Below are 21,207 nucleotides of genomic sequence, written 5' to 3' on the forward strand. Positions count from 1 at the left end.
GGTTGGTCTAAAAAGTGCTTTTTGCTACAATTAAACTATTTTAAGTAAGTATTTGCTGTTTACTATAGCGCAATGGAAAGTGTGACAAGTTTGAATTCTATTAAAAAGTTTTTAGATTGGCTAACAAGTTTATTACTGATTATAGTGGTCGGACTGGTTTTAATCACACTTTTTTCCGCATATTATAGTTTTGGCACTATGATTTTTGGAGTCCATGAGGCGAGCGCAATAAAGGATTTTTGGTTCACAGAAATCATGTTAGGTACAGCTTATGTATCTATAGTTATAGTCATTACTATATATACAGCAATAACTCGTTTTTTAAAGAAAAGAAAAAATGATGCTTCTTGTTAAGTAGCATTGATTACAAATATAGCAAGTTGAAGGCAGGTAGTTCATTGAACTAACTGCCTTTTGTTATTCAAGAATTTGATATAGCTGTCCTTAGTAAATATCACTAGTAAGCATATCAAATGCATTATTGTGAATATAGGTAAATATTGCAAATTGTATTTAAAATTAGAAATATAGTTGTAATTATATTTACAGATGCTTCACAAATAGTAATAAGAACGTTATTTGAGAAAAAGAAAAATCAGTTCATATAATATTGAACTGATTGATGAGATATTTAAAAAAATTTTGAATTGTTAATAAGTATTCAAGTTGATTTTATAAGCAATTAGATTCTAATTTAACCCTGATTTTGTAGATCCTTTGTATTGATCTAATGCAGATTTTAAATCTTTGTCTGTAATTTTGACTTTTTGGTCTTTTAAAACTTGGCTGATTACATTTCTCATCACAGTAGAATTTGCCGCCCATTTGATATAAAGATTATTTGTTAGTTCTGCTCTATTGTTTTCAAAACTCCCTTTAGCTGGATGACTAATCATTTTTATTATCTCATAACCATTAGTAACTTTTACTGGAGTACTAGTATATTCACCATTTTTAAGCTTATATGCAGCATTTTTGAAAGTAGAATCCCAATTTTTATTTTCTTGATTAAAAGGTGCTAATTTACCGCCATTAGTGCTGGTAGAACTATCTACAGAATATGTTTTTGCTAAATTTGAAAAACCTTTCCCATTGTCTAATTGATTGATAATTTCTTTGGCTGTTGATTGACTAGTTACTAAAATATGCTGCACAGTAATCTTCGGCTGATATGTTTTCCATTCTGCCTTTAATTGCTTATTTGTTGGCTTGATTTGAGACCTCAATGCAATTTCACTAAGTAGGTTAATTTGAATCATTCTCTTAAAAGATGACTTAGTGTATGAATTTTGTGCTAAAAATTCATCAAATTGTGAGCCATAGCGCTCTTTATAATTATTGTATTCTTGAGTAACTTCTTTAGAATTCAACTTTCCGCCATATTGGGCTTTTAGAGCATCATAAATTAACAAATTAGCTAAAACATTTTTACTCGTAGGGGCTGACTTGAGTTCCCTATAAAATTCTTGTTGCGTAATTTTTTTATCTTTCCCGTATTGAGCAACTTCTGCATTATTTGATTTTGAACAGCCTGTTAAGCCTAGTAAGGAAATACCAGCTACAGTCGTTATTACACCTTTTAATAATTTTTCCATTTTATCTCCTCCAATGAAGATTTTTTTATCTAATTATTAAAGCAGATTGTAACTTTTAATTCAATTAGATTAAAAGCAGTAAGCAAGAACGTACCACAATAGCAGGCAAAGTCGTCATAAATAACAAGAATAAATTAATTAAGATATTAAAAATAAATAATATTATTAATAAAAAGTTGGTTGATTTTTTAATTTACTACTCTATAATATTAAATTGATAATATTATTAATTAATGTTTGGGGGATTATTTATGAAAAAAAGCAAGTATATGGGAGTACTGGTTTGTGCCGCTGCACTATCTGTATTCTCTAATACTGAACAGCAAGTTAGAGCTAGTGTTGACAGTCAAACAAAAACTGTTGCAAAAAGCTCTAAAGCAGCAGAGTCAGCTACAGCTGGCGTAACAAATAAAGCAATTGAAGCACAATTAGCTGCAAAGGGAGTTAATCTCAAGCATCTAACTTCTAACGAAAAGCAAAATGTATATGTTGATGTAATTGTTCAATTGTCTGCTGCACCTGTAGCTACAAATGGTTCAGTAAGCACAAATTCAAGTAGTGCAGAAATTGAGCGGGCTACAAAAAAAGTAATTGCAAAACAGGCTGCAGTTAAAACAAAGGTAAAGGCAATTACCCACCAAGCAATTGGCAAAAGCTATGGTTATGTAGTTAACGGTTTTGCTACTAAAGCAAAGGTTAAAGATATTCAAAAATTAAGAGCTATTCCAGGCGTTAAATCAGTTACTTTGGCAAAAGTCTACTATGCCAATGATTCTTCTGCTGACAATATGGCTAATGTTTCCGCAGTTTGGAATAATTATAAATACAAAGGCGAAGGCACTGTAGTTTCTATCATCGATACAGGTATTGATCCTAATCATAAAGATTTACGTTTGAGTGATGAATCTAAAGCGAAATTAACTAGAGCAAAGGTTAATGCTTTCACTAAAGAAGCTGGTTATGGTCGCTACTTTACTGAAAAGGTCCCATATGGCCATAACTATTCAGATAACAATGACAATATTACTGATAATAATTCTAGCGAACAACATGGTATGCACGTTTCAGGTATCGTAGCTGCCAATGGTACTTCAGATTCTGTTAATTCAGTTGTAGGTGTTGCCCCAGAAGCCCAATTATTAGCAATGAAGGCCTTCTCTAATTCAGCTAGTTCTGCTTCTACTGATTCTACTAGCATTATTGGAGCAATTGATGATTCAGCTAAACTTGGTGCTGATGTTTTAAACATGTCTCTAGGTTCTATTTCTGGTCAGCAAACCGATGATGATCCAGAAGTTGCAGCTGTTGACCGTGCTACTAAGACAGGTACTGCTGCTGTAATTTCTGCTGGTAACTCTGGAACCTCAAACTCAAAGGCTGATGGAGACAACAAGGCATATTATGGCAATCCAGACATGGAAACTATAGACAGTCCGGGTACTGCCAGAACTGCTACAACGGTTGCATCAACGGAGAATAGTAAAGTTACTACTGATGGTATAACTTTTACTTCAGCTGATGGTAAAACTGTAGTAGCTGGTCCAGAAACTACACAACTTTCAGCAGGTACTGATCGTTCATTCTTTAATGACAAGCAATTCTATGTTGTTAAAGATAAAAATGGACAATTAGGTGCAGGTTCTGCAAATCAATATACATCTGATGTTAAGGGTAAAATTGCCATCGTTAAGCGTGGGACCCTTGCTTTTACAGATAAACAAAAGTTTGCACAAGAGGCTGGGGCTGCGGGTTTAGTCATTGTTAATAATCAAGCTGGCCCATTAAATAGCATGCAACTTAATGCTGGTTTCCCTACTGTTGGATTATCAGAGGATGCAGGAAACAAGTTAGTAGAATATGTTGCAAAAAATCCTGATGAAGCGTTAAAGGTAAGCATTGCTGTCCAGCCATTAGATAATTCAGCCCTTAAGACAGATTTAATGTCCAGCTTTACTTCATATGGCCCTGTTTCTAACTTAGCCTTTAAGCCAGATATCTCAGCTCCAGGTGGAAATATTTGGTCAACTCAAAATAATAATGGCTATACTAACATGTCAGGTACTTCTATGGCTTCTCCATTTATTGCTGGTACGCAAGCTCTTGCTAGTCAAGCAATGAATGATAAAAAGGGTTCTTTCTATGAAACTTATCAAAAGATGACTCCGAATGAAAGAACAGCATTTATCAAAACTTTGGAAATGAATACTGCAAGTATTCATACTGATATTAGTCATGATAATGTAATCGTTTCACCTCGTAGACAAGGTGCTGGATTTATCAATGCACAAGCTACTATTCAGGCATTAGTTAAAAATCCTTCAACCGTTGTTGGTACCAATGGCTATCCAGGTGTTGAGCTTAAGAGCTTCACAGATAGAACTCTCAAATTCCAAGTTAAGTTTACCAATAGAACCAATAAGGATTTAACTTATAAGTTAACCGATAATGGTAAAGAATCAGATGTTTATACTTCTGCTACTGATAGTGGTTCGGTTTTGTATGACAAGCAAATTGATGGTGCTTCAGTTCAAGCTGATGGTGAAGTAGTTGTAGCTGCAAATTCAACTAAGGAACTTACTATTACATTAACGCTACCTGCTGATTTTAAAGAAAATCAGTATGTTGAAGGATTTTTGACCTTTAATGGATCAGATAATTCACAATTGCGTCTACCATACATGGGATTCTTTGGCGACTGGGCAAGTTCAGATCTGCCAATCTTTGCTAGCTTAAATGATCCGGATGTATTCCAACTTGAGAATAATATCTTAGGTACTTTTGTAACCGTTGGTAATGACTATGATAGTGCTTACCCGGGCTTAGGCATCGATGATAACGGTAATGTTGCATTTGATTCTTCAAAATTCGCAATTTCTACGGCGGATAATGCTCAATTCCAATGGTTTAAACCAGTTTATTACTTATACAGAAATGCTAATAACGTTAAGGTTCAAATTTTGGATAAAGATGGTAAAGTAATTAATACTTTAGCTTCGTTAAGTAATGCTGCTAAGTCATACTATTACGCACCAGCTCAAACATACAATTACTTTGATGAAGCTCCTGAGTGGGACGGTACATACTTTGACCAACAAGCTAACAAGACAGTTAAAGTGCCTGATGGAACTTACACTTACAGAATCTCTGCTACTGTTGATGGCACAAACACGGAGCAGCATTACGATATGCCCGTTAAGGTAGACAGTGTTAAACCGGTATTAAAGAATCTCAAGCTAGAATCAAGTACAGAAAAGGATGACAATGGTCAAGAAAAGACTCGCTACTACTTGTCTGCCGAAGCTAAGGATGATCTTAGTGGCTTGAGTAGTGACGCAAATGTTTCTGTAAACGGTGTCATCAGTCAATTAACATATGATCCAACTGCTAAGGCAGATAAGGATGGGTTCCAAAGGGTTGAAATCGTCTTATCTCCTGAACAGGTGAAAACTTTACAAGCAGGTACTAATAACTTTGCTGTAGCTCTATTTGATAATGCTTCAAATGCAGTAACTGCTTCAGGTGAAAGCAATAAGCCTGGTGAAACTAGCTTTGGCCTGGTTCTTAGAGATGGCGGTTTACCAGATAAGATTTCCTCAACAACTAACAACTACTACTCTGCCACTGGATCCTTTATCTTTTTAGGTACTTATCCAAGCAAGGTATATGGTACTTATACTGATAAGAATGGTCAGACTCACGACTTAGATATCGAAAGTGATGGCGACAAGACATTTGCTGCTGAACTTCCACTTACTAAGGATGATTACAAGACAATGGTCACCCTCTATGCTGATGCTGATCATAAGACCGTCATTAAAGAAAAAGAAATTACAGTTAGTCTTGTCCCGGCTAAGGTTGAAAACTTAACCGTTGATAAGAATGATACCTATGATGCAAGCAAGAATTCATCAGCTGAATTGGCACAAACCTCTGAAGCTACTGTTAAGCTTTCAGGTAAGGTAAGCGATGATACTAAGTCATTAGTAATTAAGCAAGATGGCGAAAGCGACGTAGCGGTTGAGCTGAATGCTGATCATACCTTCTCTATTGACCTACCAGTAAGCTTTGGTGAAAATGACTTTAATATTGTGGCAACTGATGAAGATGGTAATTCATCCAGCGTTGAACAAAAGGTTAAGTCTAGTGATCGTGGTGAAACAACTGTAAGAAGCAGTGATGTTATATTCGATGACGGCATTCAATGGGGTACTAACAGCGTTAGCGCTGATACCAAAAACTATGATCCTAAAACTGGCGAGTTGACTATTACGGGTAAGGTAAAGAGACCAACTACTACTTTGCAAATCGATGGTAAGAACGTCAAGATCAATTCTGATCAAACATTTGAAGTAACACTAAATGTTGGTACTCACGGTGCTAAGATTATATCTACTTTGATTGGTGACTCAACTGTTAGAGAAACTACTCAAGAGAGATTAAGCTTCTATGTAGATGCAGAATCACCTGCTTTAACTCTAGATAATGATGGTCCTGTTTACACTAACAAGGATAAATATACAATTTCTGGTACTGTGGCTGATGATTACAAGTTCTATGACTTATCAATCAATGATAATAACATTGAATCTGCCTGGGGTGATGTAGATTACAACAGCAAGGAAGGTGTCAAGAAGGACTTTAAGTATGAAGTTGAATTGAAGAAGGGTAAGAATACTTTTAATGTTAAAGTAACTGATTCTCAAGGCAATGAAACTACTCAAGCTTTAGTTGTTTACAATGAACCGGAAAAGACCTTAGATGAGCCTGATGTAAAGCAAACCGTAGCAATAGATGGCAAGTCTGCTCTCCTTGAAGCTACTACCAAGGAACCTGATGCAAAGGTAGTTTACAGTGTTGATGCTGGCAAGACATTCAAGGATATGCCAGCTGATGGACTCAAAGTCACTGAAAATAGAACTGTTGAATTCAAGACCGTTGATAAATATGGCAATGAATCTGATGTTAAATCTGTAGAGGTCAAGGATCTTGATAAGAAAACCGAACCTAATGCAGATGACAAGAATTTATCCGATGCTAAAGAAAAGCTCCAAGAAAGTGTTAATGCCGGCGAAACGAAAGACTTGAGTGGATACACTGATGAGTCCAAGAAGACTTATGAAGAAGCTTTAAACAAGGCGAAAGATGTCTTAGCAAATAAAGACGCCACATTGAAAGATGTCCAGGCTGCAACTGATGCATTAGCTAAAGCAGAAAGGGCATTGACTGATAAAGAAAAAGATACTTCAGATAATAATCTGCCAAAAGCAAAGAAGGAACTTCAAGCTAAGGTTGACGCTGGTTCTAAGAAGAACTTGAACAAATACACTGATGAATCCAAGAGGACTTATATAAATGCATTAGACAAGGCCAAGGAAGTTTTAGCAGATAAGAATGCTACATTAAAAGATGTCCAAACTACTAGCGCTGCATTGGATGAAGCAGACAAACATTTAACTGTTAAGCGCACTGAATCATTTACCCCATGGGTTAATCCATCAACTAATACCACTCCAATCGCTAATAACTTTAGTTCACAAGCAAATGCAAATACAACTGCTTCAGATAAGAGCAAGACTAATGTGGAAAATAAGGATGCCAAAGAAGAGGGTAAATCAACTAAGGTAATGTTTAAGTCTATTCTTTACACTAATGACCTTAAGAAGACTTCTAAGATTGCCAAGGCATATAGCTTCCTTAACCTTGTAGTTGAAAATGATAAGCTAAAGGTTTATACATTTAATGGGCAACATTTCTACAAGCTAGTAGATGAGGATGAATATGTTCGTGTAAGAAATGTTACTGGTACCAAGGCTAAGCTGAAGAGAAACTCATATGTTTACAAGTCTAATGGTAAGAAGGCATCACGTAAGCTTCTCAAAAAGGGTACAACTGTGACTGTCTACGGTGATCAATATAAGGCTTTAAAGAAATACAAGAAGACAACATATAGAGTTGGCCAAGGTAAATACATCAAGAGCGTAAACTTCTATAAAGTTCATCTTGTAAAATAGTTGATTCATAACTAGTCTTGTCATATGAAACTTATCTAAGAAAATAGTTTCTAGATTTTAAAAGACGATCAAATTCAGCTCTTTGCTAAATACTGATGATAAAGAGTAAATGAAAAGAACCAAGTAGCTAATAAACTGCTTGGCTCTTTTTTCTTTTACCTTGTTCTGCCAATCTGTATAGAACTACAAAGTATAATATTTGCTAGTTGCTACTGATTAGTAGTAGAAGCTATAATAATGTAGAAATGATATTTGGAAGTTTGTAATGGAAGTTGCTGAGGCATTAGCGAGGCTAAAATTCTTGGTGAAGCATGATCATTTTCAAATGGTTCAAAGAAGAGACAAAATGGCAATGCCAGTTTCAGTAACTTTGGCGAAAGAAATAGTTAAGCAGTTGTCAATCAGTGATTTTGTCAAACATGAACCGAATAGAAGTAATCCATTACAATTTGTCTGGGTATTTAAAACAAGCGATGGCCAAACTTACTACATTAAATTCGTATTTACTGAAGGCAATCAAAAAGTAGTATTTATTAGTTTCCATCTTGATTATTAAAGGAGGGGTTTATATGGCTTACCAAAAGGATTTCACTACTATTTATACTATTGCTGGACATAAGTATACAGTAACAGCACCAGCTCTTTTTGACAGTAAAACCAATGAACTGATTCCAGATAAGGCATTAGATGATCAAGCTGCTGAAATTGCCCGTCAAAAATATCGTGACGAAATGGGTCTATTGTCACCAAAAGAAATAAAACAATATCGAGCTAAAGTTGGTTTAACACAACGTAATTTAGCAGAATTAACCGGATTGAGTCCAAATACGATTGCTCTTTACGAAGCGGGTGCATTTCCAACAAAGGCTAATAATAGGTTTTTAAAAGCTCTCATAAAGAGCGATAATGTACTTGAACAATATATTTCTGATGAGAAGAATAAATATTCTGATGAATTGATAGCAAAAGTTAATTCCTATTTGAACCATAGTGATAGTGTTGTGGAATCACAACCTGAGCAACCTAAGTTCACTGCTGTGCAGTTAGCCAATTGGTTTCGAGTTGAGAATTACTTTGAGCGGGATAATGATTTGAATGTTGATCCATTAACGCAAATGAAAGCCAATAAGCTTCTCTATTTTGCATATGGTAGATTTTTAGCTAAAACTAGAAGTAGGCTGTTTTCTTCTTCTATTATTCATTTACAATACGGTCCAGCAATAACTGAAGTACATAAAAAGTTTAATGGTAAGCGTGTTTTAGATATTGATAAACCAGACAAAGAGGCCATGAATGACTATAACTTGGTTTCTAAAGATGGTGAAATTGCCGATTTACTAGATAAGGTTAATGAGGATTACATTAATTACAATGCTGCTGGATTAAGTAAGAAGACTCATCGGCCCGGGTCACCATGGGATTTAACTCCGGATAGAGAAATAATTAAAGATCAGTTGATTTTTGATTCGTTTAATCGAGGAATAGAAGAATAGTTTGAGAAAGAATAAATAATAAGTATCCTAATGTGGGACTCGATACATATATTGAGTTGTAGGGTCAGTCTTTTGCTTAACCTATAACAGAGCTAACCGCCTTAAAGCAGCTGCTTGAAATTTAGAGAAGAAGTCTTGTTTACAAGGCTTCTTTTTCTTTATATCTAGGCAATTACATGAATAAATTAGTCTTGTGCAAGAAATTATTGTAAAGAGCCAAAGAGCCTAGGTAACATAAAAAACAGTTTTTCTTGAAAAGTTGTTAACCTCGGTGGCTACAACCGCGGGCAGGGGAAATAACGTAACCTTGCTATATTGGTTAAAATTTATAAGCAATTGCTAAATCAGCCTTTAAGTTTTTATTCTTTGTAACAGCTTCGTTCAATGTGCATTATAGTAAGTTGCTTTGGCACAACTAATTAGTTTGCTTTTTCTTATTTTGAGTATTTCTGAAGAATATTATCCACTCATAAATACATGCAATAACCGCTATTAGATAATCATACCAATGAAAAGCTTTTGAAAAGCCTACTAGAGAGAGAACAAACACGGCAATCAACGCTAAACTAAAAAATATAGGTTTAGCAATCGCCATATTATACTTAATAAGCCAAGTATCAATTGGCAGAAGCTCTAAAGCTAAAATAATAATTATTATTACTAAAGTAGTATTCATGTTATAGTCACACCTTTTAAATTGTTTTAAAGATAAATAAATACGATTGTTCATGCAGTCCAGTAAGCGACTGTCTTGTCAAAGTGGAGATATACAAAAAGGCAATCTACTGGATTGCCTAGACGTCTAGTACGCCTCTTTTGCATGCAAAGATCGCACTTTATTTCTTCTACTGAAATTATAGCACAAGAACACATGATAGAATAATGAACTACGCCTTTCGATCTTCCCCGAAAGGGGGTGATTGCAGGGGAAAGGTCGTACTTTTATTTCTTCTGAAGTGTTTACTACTAACCAGTCTAACGCCTGCATTGCGCAAGCTAGGACAAGATTTTGATAAATTAGCCAATTTAATCGAAAAGATGCTTCGGTTATTTAAGTAGTAATCAGAAAGAAATGGACTTTTGTCCTACCTCTTTTTGATTACTGCTTTATTTTTTATGTACCTTTTAAAGTTGCTAGCTACTTGGATTTAGCTCTACTTCAATTAATATACTATGTTAATCTACTTTGGTATAGGTGAAAGTCGATAGGAAATAAATTCTGTTAGCTTTTGGATTTGTCATATCCACCTTATTTGCGTCAAATATGACAGTTTTATTAATAAAAATAAAAAGGCAATTATATTATTTATATAAATAACGAAGGTTTTTTGAAAGGAAAAGAAAATCATGGTTTATAAATACTATTCGCACTTTAAGTTTTTTTGTTTAAATATTTTGGGATTAATTTCCAGTATGCAGAATATTGTTACAGCATACATTGTTGGTTCGTTAATTAATTTGGCAACGGCTAAAAATTTTGCAGCTATTCCAATCTTTTTTGGTAAAAACATTTTGTTATTGATCTTAATTTTAATCGCCACATTAATTTTTGATTATCTTAAAGCAGATGCTGCTAAGCAGGTCAATACTAAGTTAAGGCTTAAAGTGATGAGGGGTATGCTCTCGGATGAGCAAGAAGATGCTTCTAATTTAGGTTTCTTAACTAATGATTTTAAACTTTTGGAAACAAATCGCTATGATGCTGAAATAGGAATTTTGATTTATTCATACACTGTCGTATTTGCTATGGCATTCGCTTTGTATCTAAATTGGCAGCTTACAATAATATTCTTTATTGGTTCGGTTATACCAACAATTGTTTCCACCTTTTTCCAAAAGCCTATTCAAAATGCTGCAGAGGCTTGGACAAATGCTAATGATAAATATGTTAATCAAACTAAAAATTTGTTATCTGGTACTGCTACCTTTAATTTATATGATAAGCAGGATAATGCAGTTAAACAAAATCAGTATAAAGTTAACCAATTAGAAGAAAAATTAGCCAAGATGAATGTGCTTAATACTAATACCAGTGCTTTTCTTAATGCAATTGCAATTATGGGTACTTATTTATTGCCGTTTGCAATTGGTATTGCATTAGTAATTAAAGGTCAAACTACTTTAGGTGCTCTTTTTGCAATAACGCAATTATCTAATTCATTTGTAAATCCAATTTTACAAATTTTGCAAGAACGAAATAATTTGTCTACTACAAAGCCAATTGTTCGAAAGATAAAGCAATATATACAAAAAGCAGATAATGTGGAGCGTGAACAAACCAACAATCCTACATTTAATGAACTACAAGTGCAAGACCTAGATTTAATGCGTCAGGATAAGGTATTAGCACAACATATTAATCTTGATATTAAGTCTGGCCAAAAAGTTGCGGTCATCGGACCCTCAGGATCAGGGAAATCTACGATGTTACAGTTTCTAATGTATGGTAAGTATGGTAAATCTAAAAAAATTATACTTGATCATAACGAAGCAGCGGCAGGATCGTTTACTAAGTTGTTTGCCTATTCCAGCCAGAGTGCAGTTATTTTTTCTGATACGCTTTGGTTTAATCTAACTCTAGGAGCCAATATAGCTAAAGAAAAAGTTCTTGAGGTATGTCAAGGACTACAGTTAGGACAATTAATTAAAGAAAAGGGATTTGATTATCAATTAGGTGACAATGCAGATCAACTATCTGGTGGCCAATTGTCCAGAATTGAGGTGGCGCGGGCTATTTTAGCCAATCGACCAATTTTATTACTGGATGAGATTAATGCTTCACTTGATAAAACTTCGTCAAAGGCGATTCACCAATATATTTTTGATTCAAACTTTACTTTTGTTGAAGTTATTCATCATTACGATCCAGAAGAACTGCAAAAGTATGATGTAGTTGTTGATTTTAATCAATACCAATTTGACGATAAAAAATAAGTTGTAAAAGGTTCTAAGAGTACTTACTTGGTTGCGATATTAAATAACATAAAATAAGACATTAGACATTGACAGAATGTAATAACCAATTTTTACCTCAGTATTATATAAGTTTCATTTTAAATTTAATGATACTTTTATATTTTTTGATTATAATAAAATTAAAAAGTGTAATATTTGATAATTAATCAAATAGTTGAGGAAATTTAAATGACAATTGGTGAATTACTAAAAGACTGTCGTATTCAGCAAAAGAAAACACAAAGGCAATGGGTTAATGATGTGGTAAGCCCGTCATTTTATGCAAAAGTTGAAAAAAATTTAAGCAGCATTTCAGCAGATAATTTAATTGAACTATTAAACGTTAACAAAATTTCATTAACTGATTTTTTTGGTAAGTTAAACCACCAGGCGAAGACCGTACATGACGAGAACCTAGAGATTGATAGAATGGTTAATGAAGCGTATTATCAAAACTCTGTGCATGATCTGCAACAAATACGAAATTTTGTTGCAGAAAGTGATTTTCCAAATAAAGAAGATAAATTAGATATAATTGATATCTTTATTGCAATAATTAACAAAAATCTTTCTAGTATTGATAGTGTTGTTATAGATAGATTGAAAGAAAGAACGTTTGATGTTTCTCATTTTAATTCTGATAGTTTAAGATTGTACTGCAACCTTATGAGTTTTTATGATTTAGATAGTAATTTATTGATTTCAAAAAGAGTAATACGTCAGTTCATTGGCTCGAGTAGCATAGACATTCAGAAGTTAGTTTTATCTATAATTATTAATATGATGATTTTATGTATTCGTAACAAAAAATTTGAAGAAACAGCATTTTATGTTAGTAGTGAACAACAAATCAAAACAAAACCAGATATATTTTTCTATAAAACTATTGCCCCAGCTTTTGAGAATATAATCAAATATCACTATGATCAAAATTCCAAGTATCTTGATGAAGTACAAACAATAACTAAATGTATAAAAATTGCTGGTATGCCCAGTTATGGTAAAGAGCTTGAAGAATTAATGCTTGCTAATAAATAAGATTTTTAAATGTCATATTAAACCATTAAGAGTTAAATATGACATTTTTTATATGCTTATATAAAATCGTAATAAACTAGGAGTAAATAGAAAGGAGTAAGAAAATTTATTACATAAATTAATTCTTATTAGGCTCAATTTAGATTAATTAGAAACATGGGAAAAATGTTTTGAATAAGTTAAGTAAAGATTTAAAAATAAAGTCTAAAGTAGATGATCATGTTTATGAAGCATTTGTGGATGGATTATTTATAAAGTTTAGACCAGGAAAAATTTATAAAGATAAGTAGGTTCTCTATAAAGGAGATGGTAAAAAATGTTTTTAAAAATTGGTATCGTATTTGGCGATCAAGTTGGATGGGGTCGACACTAACAAAAAACATTATTCAAAAGAGAATAATGTTTTAGAGACTAAATATAAATCAAAGTATTACTCTGCGAAGTAATACTTTTTTAGGTGCTACAGATATAATATCATCTTTAGAATAATTTTGACCACTGAAGTTAACCCCTAGAATTGGACGTTAACATTAATTCATGTTTGCTAAGGCGGTATTCCGATATTCAAACGGAGTTAGTCCTTTTAGGGCACGATTATCTTTTAAAAAGAAACAAAAAAGCGATTCTTTCAGGTCGCCCCAGACGCAGGTAAAAGGTGTTTATTGGTTCGGCGCAAAGTTTAATCAGCTTTATTGATTTTTAATAATACAATTGAAATAGCAATAAAAACTGCAATACCCAGTATAATGATTCCATATAGAGCATACGTAATGTCAGTTGCACTAGCAATGCTTGTAAAAACTGTAGTGGTTAAAGGGCCTGCTATCACTAAAATTGTATTTAACAAACCAACAGATGAAGATAAAATTTTACGATCAACAGTAGTAACAAGCCACTGTAGTAATTTAGGGCTTACAATACCAGCCAAAAATCCTAATATTGTTAAGAAAAATAAACTAGCAAAAATGTTTCCATAAATAATAGCAATAGCTAAAGTAATAGTAGCAATAGTGTCTGCAAGGACAATTAAAAATAATGAAGTGTTTTTAAATATCTTAGTACCGATTGCACTGCCAGATGCCATGCCAATAGCTGCAACAGTGCTAACCACAGCTATTGTAAAACTATAATTGCCAATTAACATGTTTTTATTGCCAGCAAGTACAATTGAAATTAGTGGTTCGACTGTGCTAAGAAGGCCATTAAGCAAAGCGATGACCAAAACAATCGTTAAGAGGCCATTAGCTTGTTTAACTTGTTTAAGTGAAGAAACAATGGTTGCTCCGAATTTTTGAGTGTTAACTTCTTCTGGCTGATTATTTACTTCTTGTTTTTTAACATTCATACCAATGTTAGCGTAGATGATACCAGCTACTAAAAAAGTAATGGCATTAACAATTGCTAATCCTGAGTATGACATAAATAGTAGAAGGCCAGACCCAGCGAATTGTGCGATCATAGTAATTAGCTGTGAAATGCCATTAGTAAAGCCTTGAGCTTCAGACATTTCATTTTCACCAACTAGACTATCTATTAGTGGAGTTTGCAAGCCTCCTGAATATTTACCCGAAAGATCTGAAATGAAATTAAGTCCGATAACCAGTAATACTAAATTCCAGCCAGATATGTTAGTTGCAAATAATAACCCTACTAACATATATAGTGCGAATCTAATTATTGCTAGCCAAACAATGACATGATACTTGTTTTTTGTCCGATCAGCTAGATACCCACTAAGACTTTGAATTAGATTAGGTAAAGACTCTGTAATTGCAATCAAAGAAAGAGCTAAAGAGTAATTTTTAAGTCTACTAGCATAAGTCATAAGAGCTAGATAAAAAAGTATGTTGCCGGCACTTGATAGCCAGCTGGCTAAAGAAAATTTTCTATAATTTGTATTTCTTAAAAAAATATCCAAAACTGTGCCTCCTATTTCTTTATAAACGCTATTTTTATTATATTTGGGTTTATAATTTTAAATGATAAAATGGCGAATTCGAATTTTTTTGGCTAAATAAGAAAGAGGGAGGTAAATTAATGAAGATATATGAATTATTGAGACAATACAGATTGGAACAAGGCAAAACTCAAAAAGAATGGGCTAGCAACGTAATCAGCCCTTCGTATTATTCTAAGGTTGAAAAAAATATTCACCGTATTTCAGCAGAAGACTTAATTGCTTTGTTAGAGGCTAATAATGTTTCGCCAATTGATTTTTTTAGTAAATTAAATAGTAAAGCGCAATTACGACATAAGCAACAAGCAATCTTTGAGCGGCTGGCAGGTGATGCGTATTATCAAAATTCTAAAGCGCAATTATTACGGTTAAAACACCTAATTACTGAAAATGATATTTTTGCTAATAATGATTTAATAATTACTATAGATGCTTATATTGCATTATTAAATGATGATGTAGATAGTTTGGATAAAAAAACTAAAGAAGCGATTAAAGAAAAAATTTTTAATACGACAAAGTTTGATAGAAGTAAGTTAGCTATGTATTGTTCGTTTATGCCTTTTTACGATATAGATAGTAATCTTTTACTTTGCCAAAGGATTATGCAACAGTATCAAAATAGTGCAGATACAAAGATTCAATCAATAATATTGGCAATAATAGCTAATTTACTAAGTTTATGCATTGAACAAAAAAGATATGAAGTAACTAAACCGTTTATTAAGATAGCAGTTGGAGTGGAGTCAAAACCAGAGCTGTTTTTTTATAAAAACATGCTATTGATTTTTATCAATATAATTGCTTATCATGATGAAAACAGCCCAAAGTATTTAGCTAAATGTAAAAAGGGAATTGAAAATCTAGCTTTGCTTGGTATGCCAGAGTATGGTAAAAAGGTAGAAAAGTTTTTTTATGAAAATATAAAAGTCGATAATGATTAATAAATATAGTAGTTGTTTTGAATATTAGGTACAGTTATATTAAATGGTAAAAGTTTGAATTATAATTGGTCTAATTGTGAAATTACTAGGTAACGAAAAAAGGGAAGGCTGTTAAATCAGTCTTTCCTTTTGCTATATGGCTTCAATTTCATAAACAATTATTTGTTGCAGTTTTAAGCCGTGTAGCTCTAGGTTTCATAGCAACTTCGCTTAGTGTGCATTATGTTAGGTTGCTTTTATATAATTTAAATTAAAAACATTAATTTTTTATTTTAAATTTTTTATTATTTTAATGTATACTAAATGCATAAACGAATAGACAGGAACAACTAGTGCCATTGGCTCAGCCTGTTTTATGAAAGTCAGAAATGATTTGGACTATATGAATAATACACATCTACACAATTATATTTATATAGATGTCAACCTTACAGGAATTTATACCATAGCAGTTCTTTAAATGATAATTAATAGAAAGTGATGAGATTATGTTTGAAATAGTAGGGTACATAGCTTTGCTAATAGCAATATTTTGTCTTGCAAAAATCTATAAAAACAAGCCCTTTTTTAAATTTATGAAACAAAATCGGGGCATACTTCTGCTTTCGTATTCTGTAATAATCTTCTTAGGATTTGGAATAGTACAGGGATTTGACCGTTTATTCCCACCATTCATTACAATGCTAGTAATGTTTATGCTGCTGGGCGTTTTCTACATGCTTAGAGATCGTAAAATCAGCTAGTTTAAATTAAAATTACTAATTCTATAGCAATCGTCCCTAACTTAGTTAGTGGTGATTGCTATTTTTAATTTTCGGAATAAACTACCTTAATGAACCATTTTTTTACTTGTTTGAATGATGAAACAATGACTTGAGCGGTTTCTTCTCCTTATTGCGATTAGTATAAGGTATTTAATGAGAAAAGTTAGTTAGAAATTATTATGCAAGTTCTGCTTGTTTTGTCTTGTTAACTTTTATCATTACAAGCAAAGTAGTAGTGAAAACTATGACGCTAAGTCCTAAAACGCCATAAAGTGCATAATTAACATTGATTGTTCCAGCAATAGATGTAAAAAACGTTGTCATTACTGGTCCTGCAATTGTTAAGATCGTATTTAAAAGTCCTGCTGAAGAGGCTAAAATTTTGCGGTCCACTGAAACAACTAGCCATTGCATTAATTTAGGACTACTTGTACCAGCAAAAAAACCAAGAGTTGACATTAGGACAAGGCAAAATATAATATTTTTATTTAAAATAGCAATTGCCATAACAGCACTATTAACAGTAGATAATAAAGAAAGCTGGAAAAGTGAAACGTTCTTTAAGAGTTTAGTACCTATTGCACTACCTGAAGCTAATCCAATAGCTGCTGCCGCTCCTAAGAGTGCGATTGTGAAGCTATAGTTGCCAATAAGCATACTTTTATGACCAGCTATAACGATTGAAATTAGTGGTTCTATTGAACTAAGTAAGCCATTAAGTAAAGCCACAACTAAAACGATGGTTAAGAGTCCATGTGCTTGTTGTACTTGTTTAAGTGATGACTTGATTGTTGCAAAAAAGTTCTGATCATTGACATCTTCTTTTTGAATGTGTTGCTTACGAACTTTCGACCCTATATTGGCAAAGATTAATCCAGCTATCAAGAAGGTTAATGCGTTGACAATTGCTAATTCTGAGTAAGACATGAAAAGTAGGAGACCAGATCCAATAAATTGTGCAGCTAATGTAATTAACTGCGAGATACCACTGGTAAAGCCTTGTGCTTCTGCCATTTCATTTTCCCCAACTAAGCCAACAATTAGGGGAGTTTGTAAGCCACCAGAATACATACCAGAAAGGTCAGATATAAAATTAAGTCCAATAACTATTAGCACAAGATTCCAACCGTTAATGTTGATTGCAAAGAGTGTGCCAACTAGCATATACAATGCAAAACGAATAATAGCAAGCCACACAATAACACGATATTTATTATGCGTTCTGTCGGCCAAGTAACCACCAAGACTTTGAATTAAATCTGGGAGAGATTCAGTAATAGCTATTAAAGATAATGCTAATGAATAATTTTGTAATTTGCTGGCATAGGTCATAAGAGCCAGGTAAAAAAGAATATTGCCTGCTCCAGATAACCAGCTAGCAATCGTGAACTTTCTATAATTTTTATTTTTTAAAAAGATACCCATAACTTCTGTTTCTCCTTCATCAAATATTATTTCTTCGTAATGATATTTACAGTATATTTTGACTATAATAAAAAATATAAAAGTTTCGTATTCGAAATTTTTTGTCAAATGGGAATGTTATATTGGAAATAAGAGGAGGAGTACATGACTATTGGTAACTTGTTAAAAAAATATCGCTTAAATAAAGAAAAAACGCAACGAGAATGGATAGGAAATATTGTAAGCCCTTCTTATTATTCTAAAGTAGAGAAGGGAATCCATCGTATATCTGCAGAAGACTTAATAAGTTTGTTAAATTATAATTCTGTTTCTTTAATTGATTTTTTTAGCGAATTAAATAATTCTAAGCAGAAGGGTTACAATCAAGAGCAGGAGTTAATGGATGTAATATGTGATGCTTATTATCGCAATGCCAAAAATGAATTGGTAAAATTGAAAGAGATTGTTAACGAAAGTGATTTACCTAATAAAGAAGATGACCTACTTTATCTAGATGCTTATATTGCGAATGTAAACAACGAGGATTTAAATGATAAAGAAAAGCAAGCTTTAAAAGATAAGATCTTTAGTAGACCCAATTTTGATAAATCTACGTTAGTCCTTTATTGCAATTTTATGATGTTTTATGATGTAGAAAGTAATGTAATAATTTCTAGAGGGATAATTAAACAATTTCAAGGATCAAATGATGTAAAAATTTTAGAAATGATTTTAACTGTTATTGGTAATTTGTTAATCCAGTGCATTGAAGAAAAAAAGTATGATGAAACCAAATTCCTAATTAAGGCAGCAAATCAAATATCAACTAAACCAGAATTATTTTTCTATAAAAATGCCATAGTATTACTTGAAAACATGATTATGTACCACTATGACGCTAAGGATAAGTATTTACAGATTTGTCATAAGGCAATTGAAAACTTTTCTTTATTAGGGATGCCTGAATATGGCAAGGAAATAACTAGATTTTTTGAAAAACAAAAATAAAAATATCGTATTTAACATAAAAATTGATGTAAGTCCCAAAAGTTAAACAACTTTCGGGGCTTTTTTATGATTAATTAGCTAAATAAAAACTCTTACTATGGTATATGTCAGTGGAAACAATTTATTCGAAATAGTAAGAATTAGTCATTAGCTAACAGCTATAAACTACCTAATTTTAGGGTTCACATCATCAGTACTCAAGTATTTTTAGTAACATTGCCATTTTTTGCATAATTTTCATTATAATTAAAGTGGTGCGAGAAGTTAGTATAATTCAGAAATAGTAATGGCAAGCTTGAAGCAGAAATTAAGTATTAAATTCTACGCTGGAATAATTATTATTGGCTTGATTTTACGGGTATTGGTATCCCTTCTTTAAAGCCTATGACAAGCAATTGTATGAAAAAGAACAAAGTGTTTCTCAAAATTAAATTTAGAAATGAGGTATAAAAATGAGTTTTAAGAAAGATTTTTTATGGGGTGGCGCGACTGCCGCTAACCAATACGAAGGAGCCTTTGAAGTTGACGGTAAAGGGCTTAGTGCTGCAGATGTGATCACACAGGGTTCCTATGAAAATCCTAGAAAAATAACATGGAAAAACCCTAAAACTGGGGAAACAGGTTATGTACCTTTAAGCATGGATGTTGATCAGATGAACTTTCCTGAGAATGCTGTGCCGGCTGTCCTTGATGGGTATTACTATCCTAGTCATAAAGCAACGGATTTTTATCATCATTATCAAGAAGATATCAAATTAATGGCTGAAATGGGCTTTAAATGCTTTAGAATGTCTATCAACTGGACCAGAATTTTCCCTAATGGTGATGATGAAGAGCCTAATGAAAAGGGTCTAAAATTCTACCAGTCTGTTTTTGAAGAGCTGCAAAAGTACCATATTGAGCCGCTGGTAACTTTGTCACACTATGAAATGCCACTGAATTTAACGATTAAATATGGCGGCTGGAAGAATAGAAAATTAATATACTTGTTTACTAGATATGCTGAAACGGTAATGAAGCGTTATAAAGGTCTAGTTAAATACTGGTTGACGTTTAATGAAATTAACGCCTTAAATTTTTCAGGTTATATGGCAGGTGGAATTTTAAATCCCACTTCTCAAGATATTGCTCAAGCTGCTCATAACCAGTTTGTAGCAAGCGCCTTAACTGTAAAGGCTGGTCATGAAATAGATCCTTACAATCAAGTTGGTCAAATGCTCGCATTTACAGCAGAGTATCCGTATACTTGTGATCCTGCAGACCAGATAAAAGTTATGAATGATATGCACAGCTCTCTGTTTTATTCTGACGTGCAAACTGGTGGCAGGTATCCTGAATATAAGATTGCAGAATATAAGAGAAATGGTATAAAGCTTGATGATTGCCCAGAAGACTACGATTTACTGAAAGAATATTCAGCCGACTTTTTAAGCTTTTCCTGCTATTCCTCATCTACAACTACGGTTCATAAGGATCAAGCAGCTACAACCGGTGGTAATTTTGTAGCAGGTGTTAAAAATCCCTACTTAAAGAGTAGTGAGTGGGGCTGGCAAACCGACCCTTGCGTATTGCGCTATGCTCTTAATGTATTGTGGGATCGTTATCATAAACCGCTTTGGATTGTTGAAAACGGCTTAGGAGCGCGTGATCAAGTCACTGAAGATGGCAAGGTTCATGATCCGTATCGTATTGATTACTTACAAAGTAATATTAAATCTATGAAAGAAGCCGTTGATATAGATGGAATTGACCTTATGGGTTATGAAATGTGGGGCTGTATTGACTTGGTTTCTGCTGGTACGGGTGAGATGTCTAAAAGATATGGATTCGTTTACGTAGACCGGGATGATCAAGGAAACGGTAGTTTGAAGCGTACCCCAAAGGATTCTTTTTACTGGTATAAAAAGGTCATCGCTTCTAACGGTGAAGATTTAGCTAATTAATCGTACTCTTGTAAGAAAGCAATTGATTCAGTAAATTTCAGGTTGAAAGTTGGTTTTAGCTACATTAAAAAGCTCTCTTTTTTTAAAAAAATAGG

13 protein-coding genes are annotated in these 21,207 nt (G+C 33.1%); 9 read left to right on the forward strand and 4 right to left on the reverse strand.

The window, feature by feature from the left end:
• The first annotated feature begins 81 nt into the window (after positions 1 to 81).
• Positions 82 to 354: a hypothetical protein gene (locus AAA915_RS08305; RefSeq protein WP_122037060.1), complete on the forward strand. Its 273-nt coding sequence runs from the start codon at positions 82 to 84 to the stop codon at positions 352 to 354.
• A 335-nt stretch (positions 355 to 689) separates the two neighbouring features.
• On the opposite strand, the gene AAA915_RS08310 is transcribed toward AAA915_RS08305, so the two are convergent.
• Complete coding sequence (locus AAA915_RS08310) at positions 690 to 1,595, reverse strand: peptidylprolyl isomerase PrsA (RefSeq protein WP_187156994.1); 906 nt, start codon at positions 1,593 to 1,595, stop codon at positions 690 to 692.
• Positions 1,596 to 1,846: 251 nt separating this feature from the next.
• On the opposite strand from AAA915_RS08310, the gene AAA915_RS08315 reads away from it, so the two are divergent.
• The 3 genes from AAA915_RS08315 to AAA915_RS08325 all read left to right on the forward strand — a co-directional run bounded on the left by AAA915_RS08315 (position 1,847) and on the right by AAA915_RS08325 (position 9,099).
• Positions 1,847 to 7,606 (forward strand): S8 family serine peptidase, encoded by a 5,760-nt coding sequence (locus AAA915_RS08315; protein ID WP_338201415.1) that lies wholly within the window; start codon positions 1,847 to 1,849, stop codon positions 7,604 to 7,606.
• 265 nt (positions 7,607 to 7,871) lie between these two features.
• Positions 7,872 to 8,162, forward strand: a complete 291-nt coding sequence (locus tag AAA915_RS08320; RefSeq protein ID WP_187156992.1) for a type II toxin-antitoxin system MqsR family toxin — start codon at positions 7,872 to 7,874, stop codon at positions 8,160 to 8,162.
• A 13-nt stretch (positions 8,163 to 8,175) separates the two neighbouring features.
• On the forward strand, positions 8,176 to 9,099 hold the full coding sequence (locus tag AAA915_RS08325; protein WP_338201418.1) for a type II toxin-antitoxin system antitoxin SocA domain-containing protein: 924 nt from the start codon (positions 8,176 to 8,178) through the stop codon (positions 9,097 to 9,099).
• A 415-nt stretch (positions 9,100 to 9,514) separates the two neighbouring features.
• Here AAA915_RS08325 and AAA915_RS08330 read toward each other — a convergent pair whose 3' ends face one another.
• Positions 9,515 to 9,775: a hypothetical protein gene (locus tag AAA915_RS08330; protein WP_338201420.1), complete on the reverse strand. Its 261-nt coding sequence runs from the start codon at positions 9,773 to 9,775 to the stop codon at positions 9,515 to 9,517.
• Between the two features lie 671 nt (positions 9,776 to 10,446).
• Here AAA915_RS08330 and AAA915_RS08335 point away from each other — a divergent pair.
• Together AAA915_RS08335 and AAA915_RS08340 are read left to right on the forward strand one after the other, a co-directional pair.
• Positions 10,447 to 12,033: an ATP-binding cassette domain-containing protein gene (locus AAA915_RS08335; protein WP_338201422.1), complete on the forward strand. Its 1,587-nt coding sequence runs from the start codon at positions 10,447 to 10,449 to the stop codon at positions 12,031 to 12,033.
• A gap of 210 nt (positions 12,034 to 12,243) precedes the next feature.
• The gene (locus tag AAA915_RS08340; protein ID WP_338201424.1) at positions 12,244 to 13,092 is read left to right on the forward strand and encodes a helix-turn-helix domain-containing protein; all 849 of its coding nucleotides are present in this window, start codon (positions 12,244 to 12,246) and stop codon (positions 13,090 to 13,092) included.
• A gap of 679 nt (positions 13,093 to 13,771) precedes the next feature.
• On the opposite strand, the gene AAA915_RS08345 is transcribed toward AAA915_RS08340, so the two are convergent.
• Positions 13,772 to 15,010: an MFS transporter gene (locus AAA915_RS08345; RefSeq protein WP_338201426.1), complete on the reverse strand. Its 1,239-nt coding sequence runs from the start codon at positions 15,008 to 15,010 to the stop codon at positions 13,772 to 13,774.
• A 119-nt stretch (positions 15,011 to 15,129) separates the two neighbouring features.
• Here AAA915_RS08345 and AAA915_RS08350 point away from each other — a divergent pair, with 119 nt between their 5' ends.
• Positions 15,130 to 15,993 (forward strand): helix-turn-helix domain-containing protein, encoded by an 864-nt coding sequence (locus AAA915_RS08350; protein WP_338201428.1) that lies wholly within the window; start codon positions 15,130 to 15,132, stop codon positions 15,991 to 15,993.
• Between the two features lie 941 nt (positions 15,994 to 16,934).
• Here AAA915_RS08350 and AAA915_RS08355 read toward each other — a convergent pair.
• Complete coding sequence (locus tag AAA915_RS08355; RefSeq protein ID WP_338201430.1) at positions 16,935 to 18,182, reverse strand: MFS transporter; 1,248 nt, start codon at positions 18,180 to 18,182, stop codon at positions 16,935 to 16,937.
• A 144-nt stretch (positions 18,183 to 18,326) separates the two neighbouring features.
• Here AAA915_RS08355 and AAA915_RS08360 point away from each other — a divergent pair, with 144 nt between their 5' ends.
• Positions 18,327 to 19,169 carry a helix-turn-helix domain-containing protein gene (locus AAA915_RS08360; RefSeq protein WP_338201432.1) on the forward strand — a complete coding sequence of 281 codons (843 nt, stop codon included), beginning with the start codon at positions 18,327 to 18,329 and terminating at the stop codon, positions 19,167 to 19,169.
• Between the two features lie 452 nt (positions 19,170 to 19,621).
• Positions 19,622 to 21,112, forward strand: coding sequence for a family 1 glycosylhydrolase (locus tag AAA915_RS08365; RefSeq protein WP_338201434.1), 1,491 nt, complete (start codon positions 19,622 to 19,624; stop codon positions 21,110 to 21,112).
• Positions 21,113 to 21,207 lie beyond the last annotated feature (95 nt).

Source organism: Lactobacillus rizhaonensis (assembly GCF_036246345.1).
Taxonomy (GTDB): Bacteria; Bacillota; Bacilli; order Lactobacillales; family Lactobacillaceae; genus Lactobacillus; species Lactobacillus rizhaonensis.

Excerpts from the sequence above, each read along its gene's own strand:
- AAA915_RS08365 (WP_338201434.1), top strand. The coding sequence starts at position 19,622 with ATGAGTTTTAAGAAAGATTTTTTATGGGGTGGCGCGACTGCCGCTAAC.
- AAA915_RS08330 (WP_338201420.1), bottom strand. The coding sequence starts at position 9,775 with ATGAATACTACTTTAGTAATAATAATTATTATTTTAGCTTTAGAGCTT.
- AAA915_RS08325 (WP_338201418.1), top strand. The coding sequence starts at position 8,176 with ATGGCTTACCAAAAGGATTTCACTACTATTTATACTATTGCTGGACAT.
- AAA915_RS08360 (WP_338201432.1), top strand. The coding sequence starts at position 18,327 with ATGACTATTGGTAACTTGTTAAAAAAATATCGCTTAAATAAAGAAAAA.
- AAA915_RS08340 (WP_338201424.1), top strand. The coding sequence starts at position 12,244 with ATGACAATTGGTGAATTACTAAAAGACTGTCGTATTCAGCAAAAGAAA.
- AAA915_RS08335 (WP_338201422.1), top strand. The coding sequence starts at position 10,447 with ATGGTTTATAAATACTATTCGCACTTTAAGTTTTTTTGTTTAAATATT.
- AAA915_RS08350 (WP_338201428.1), top strand. The coding sequence starts at position 15,130 with ATGAAGATATATGAATTATTGAGACAATACAGATTGGAACAAGGCAAA.
- AAA915_RS08315 (WP_338201415.1), top strand. The coding sequence starts at position 1,847 with ATGAAAAAAAGCAAGTATATGGGAGTACTGGTTTGTGCCGCTGCACTA.
- AAA915_RS08320 (WP_187156992.1), top strand. The coding sequence starts at position 7,872 with ATGGAAGTTGCTGAGGCATTAGCGAGGCTAAAATTCTTGGTGAAGCAT.
- AAA915_RS08355 (WP_338201430.1), bottom strand. The coding sequence starts at position 18,182 with ATGGGTATCTTTTTAAAAAATAAAAATTATAGAAAGTTCACGATTGCT.
- AAA915_RS08310 (WP_187156994.1), bottom strand. The coding sequence starts at position 1,595 with ATGGAAAAATTATTAAAAGGTGTAATAACGACTGTAGCTGGTATTTCC.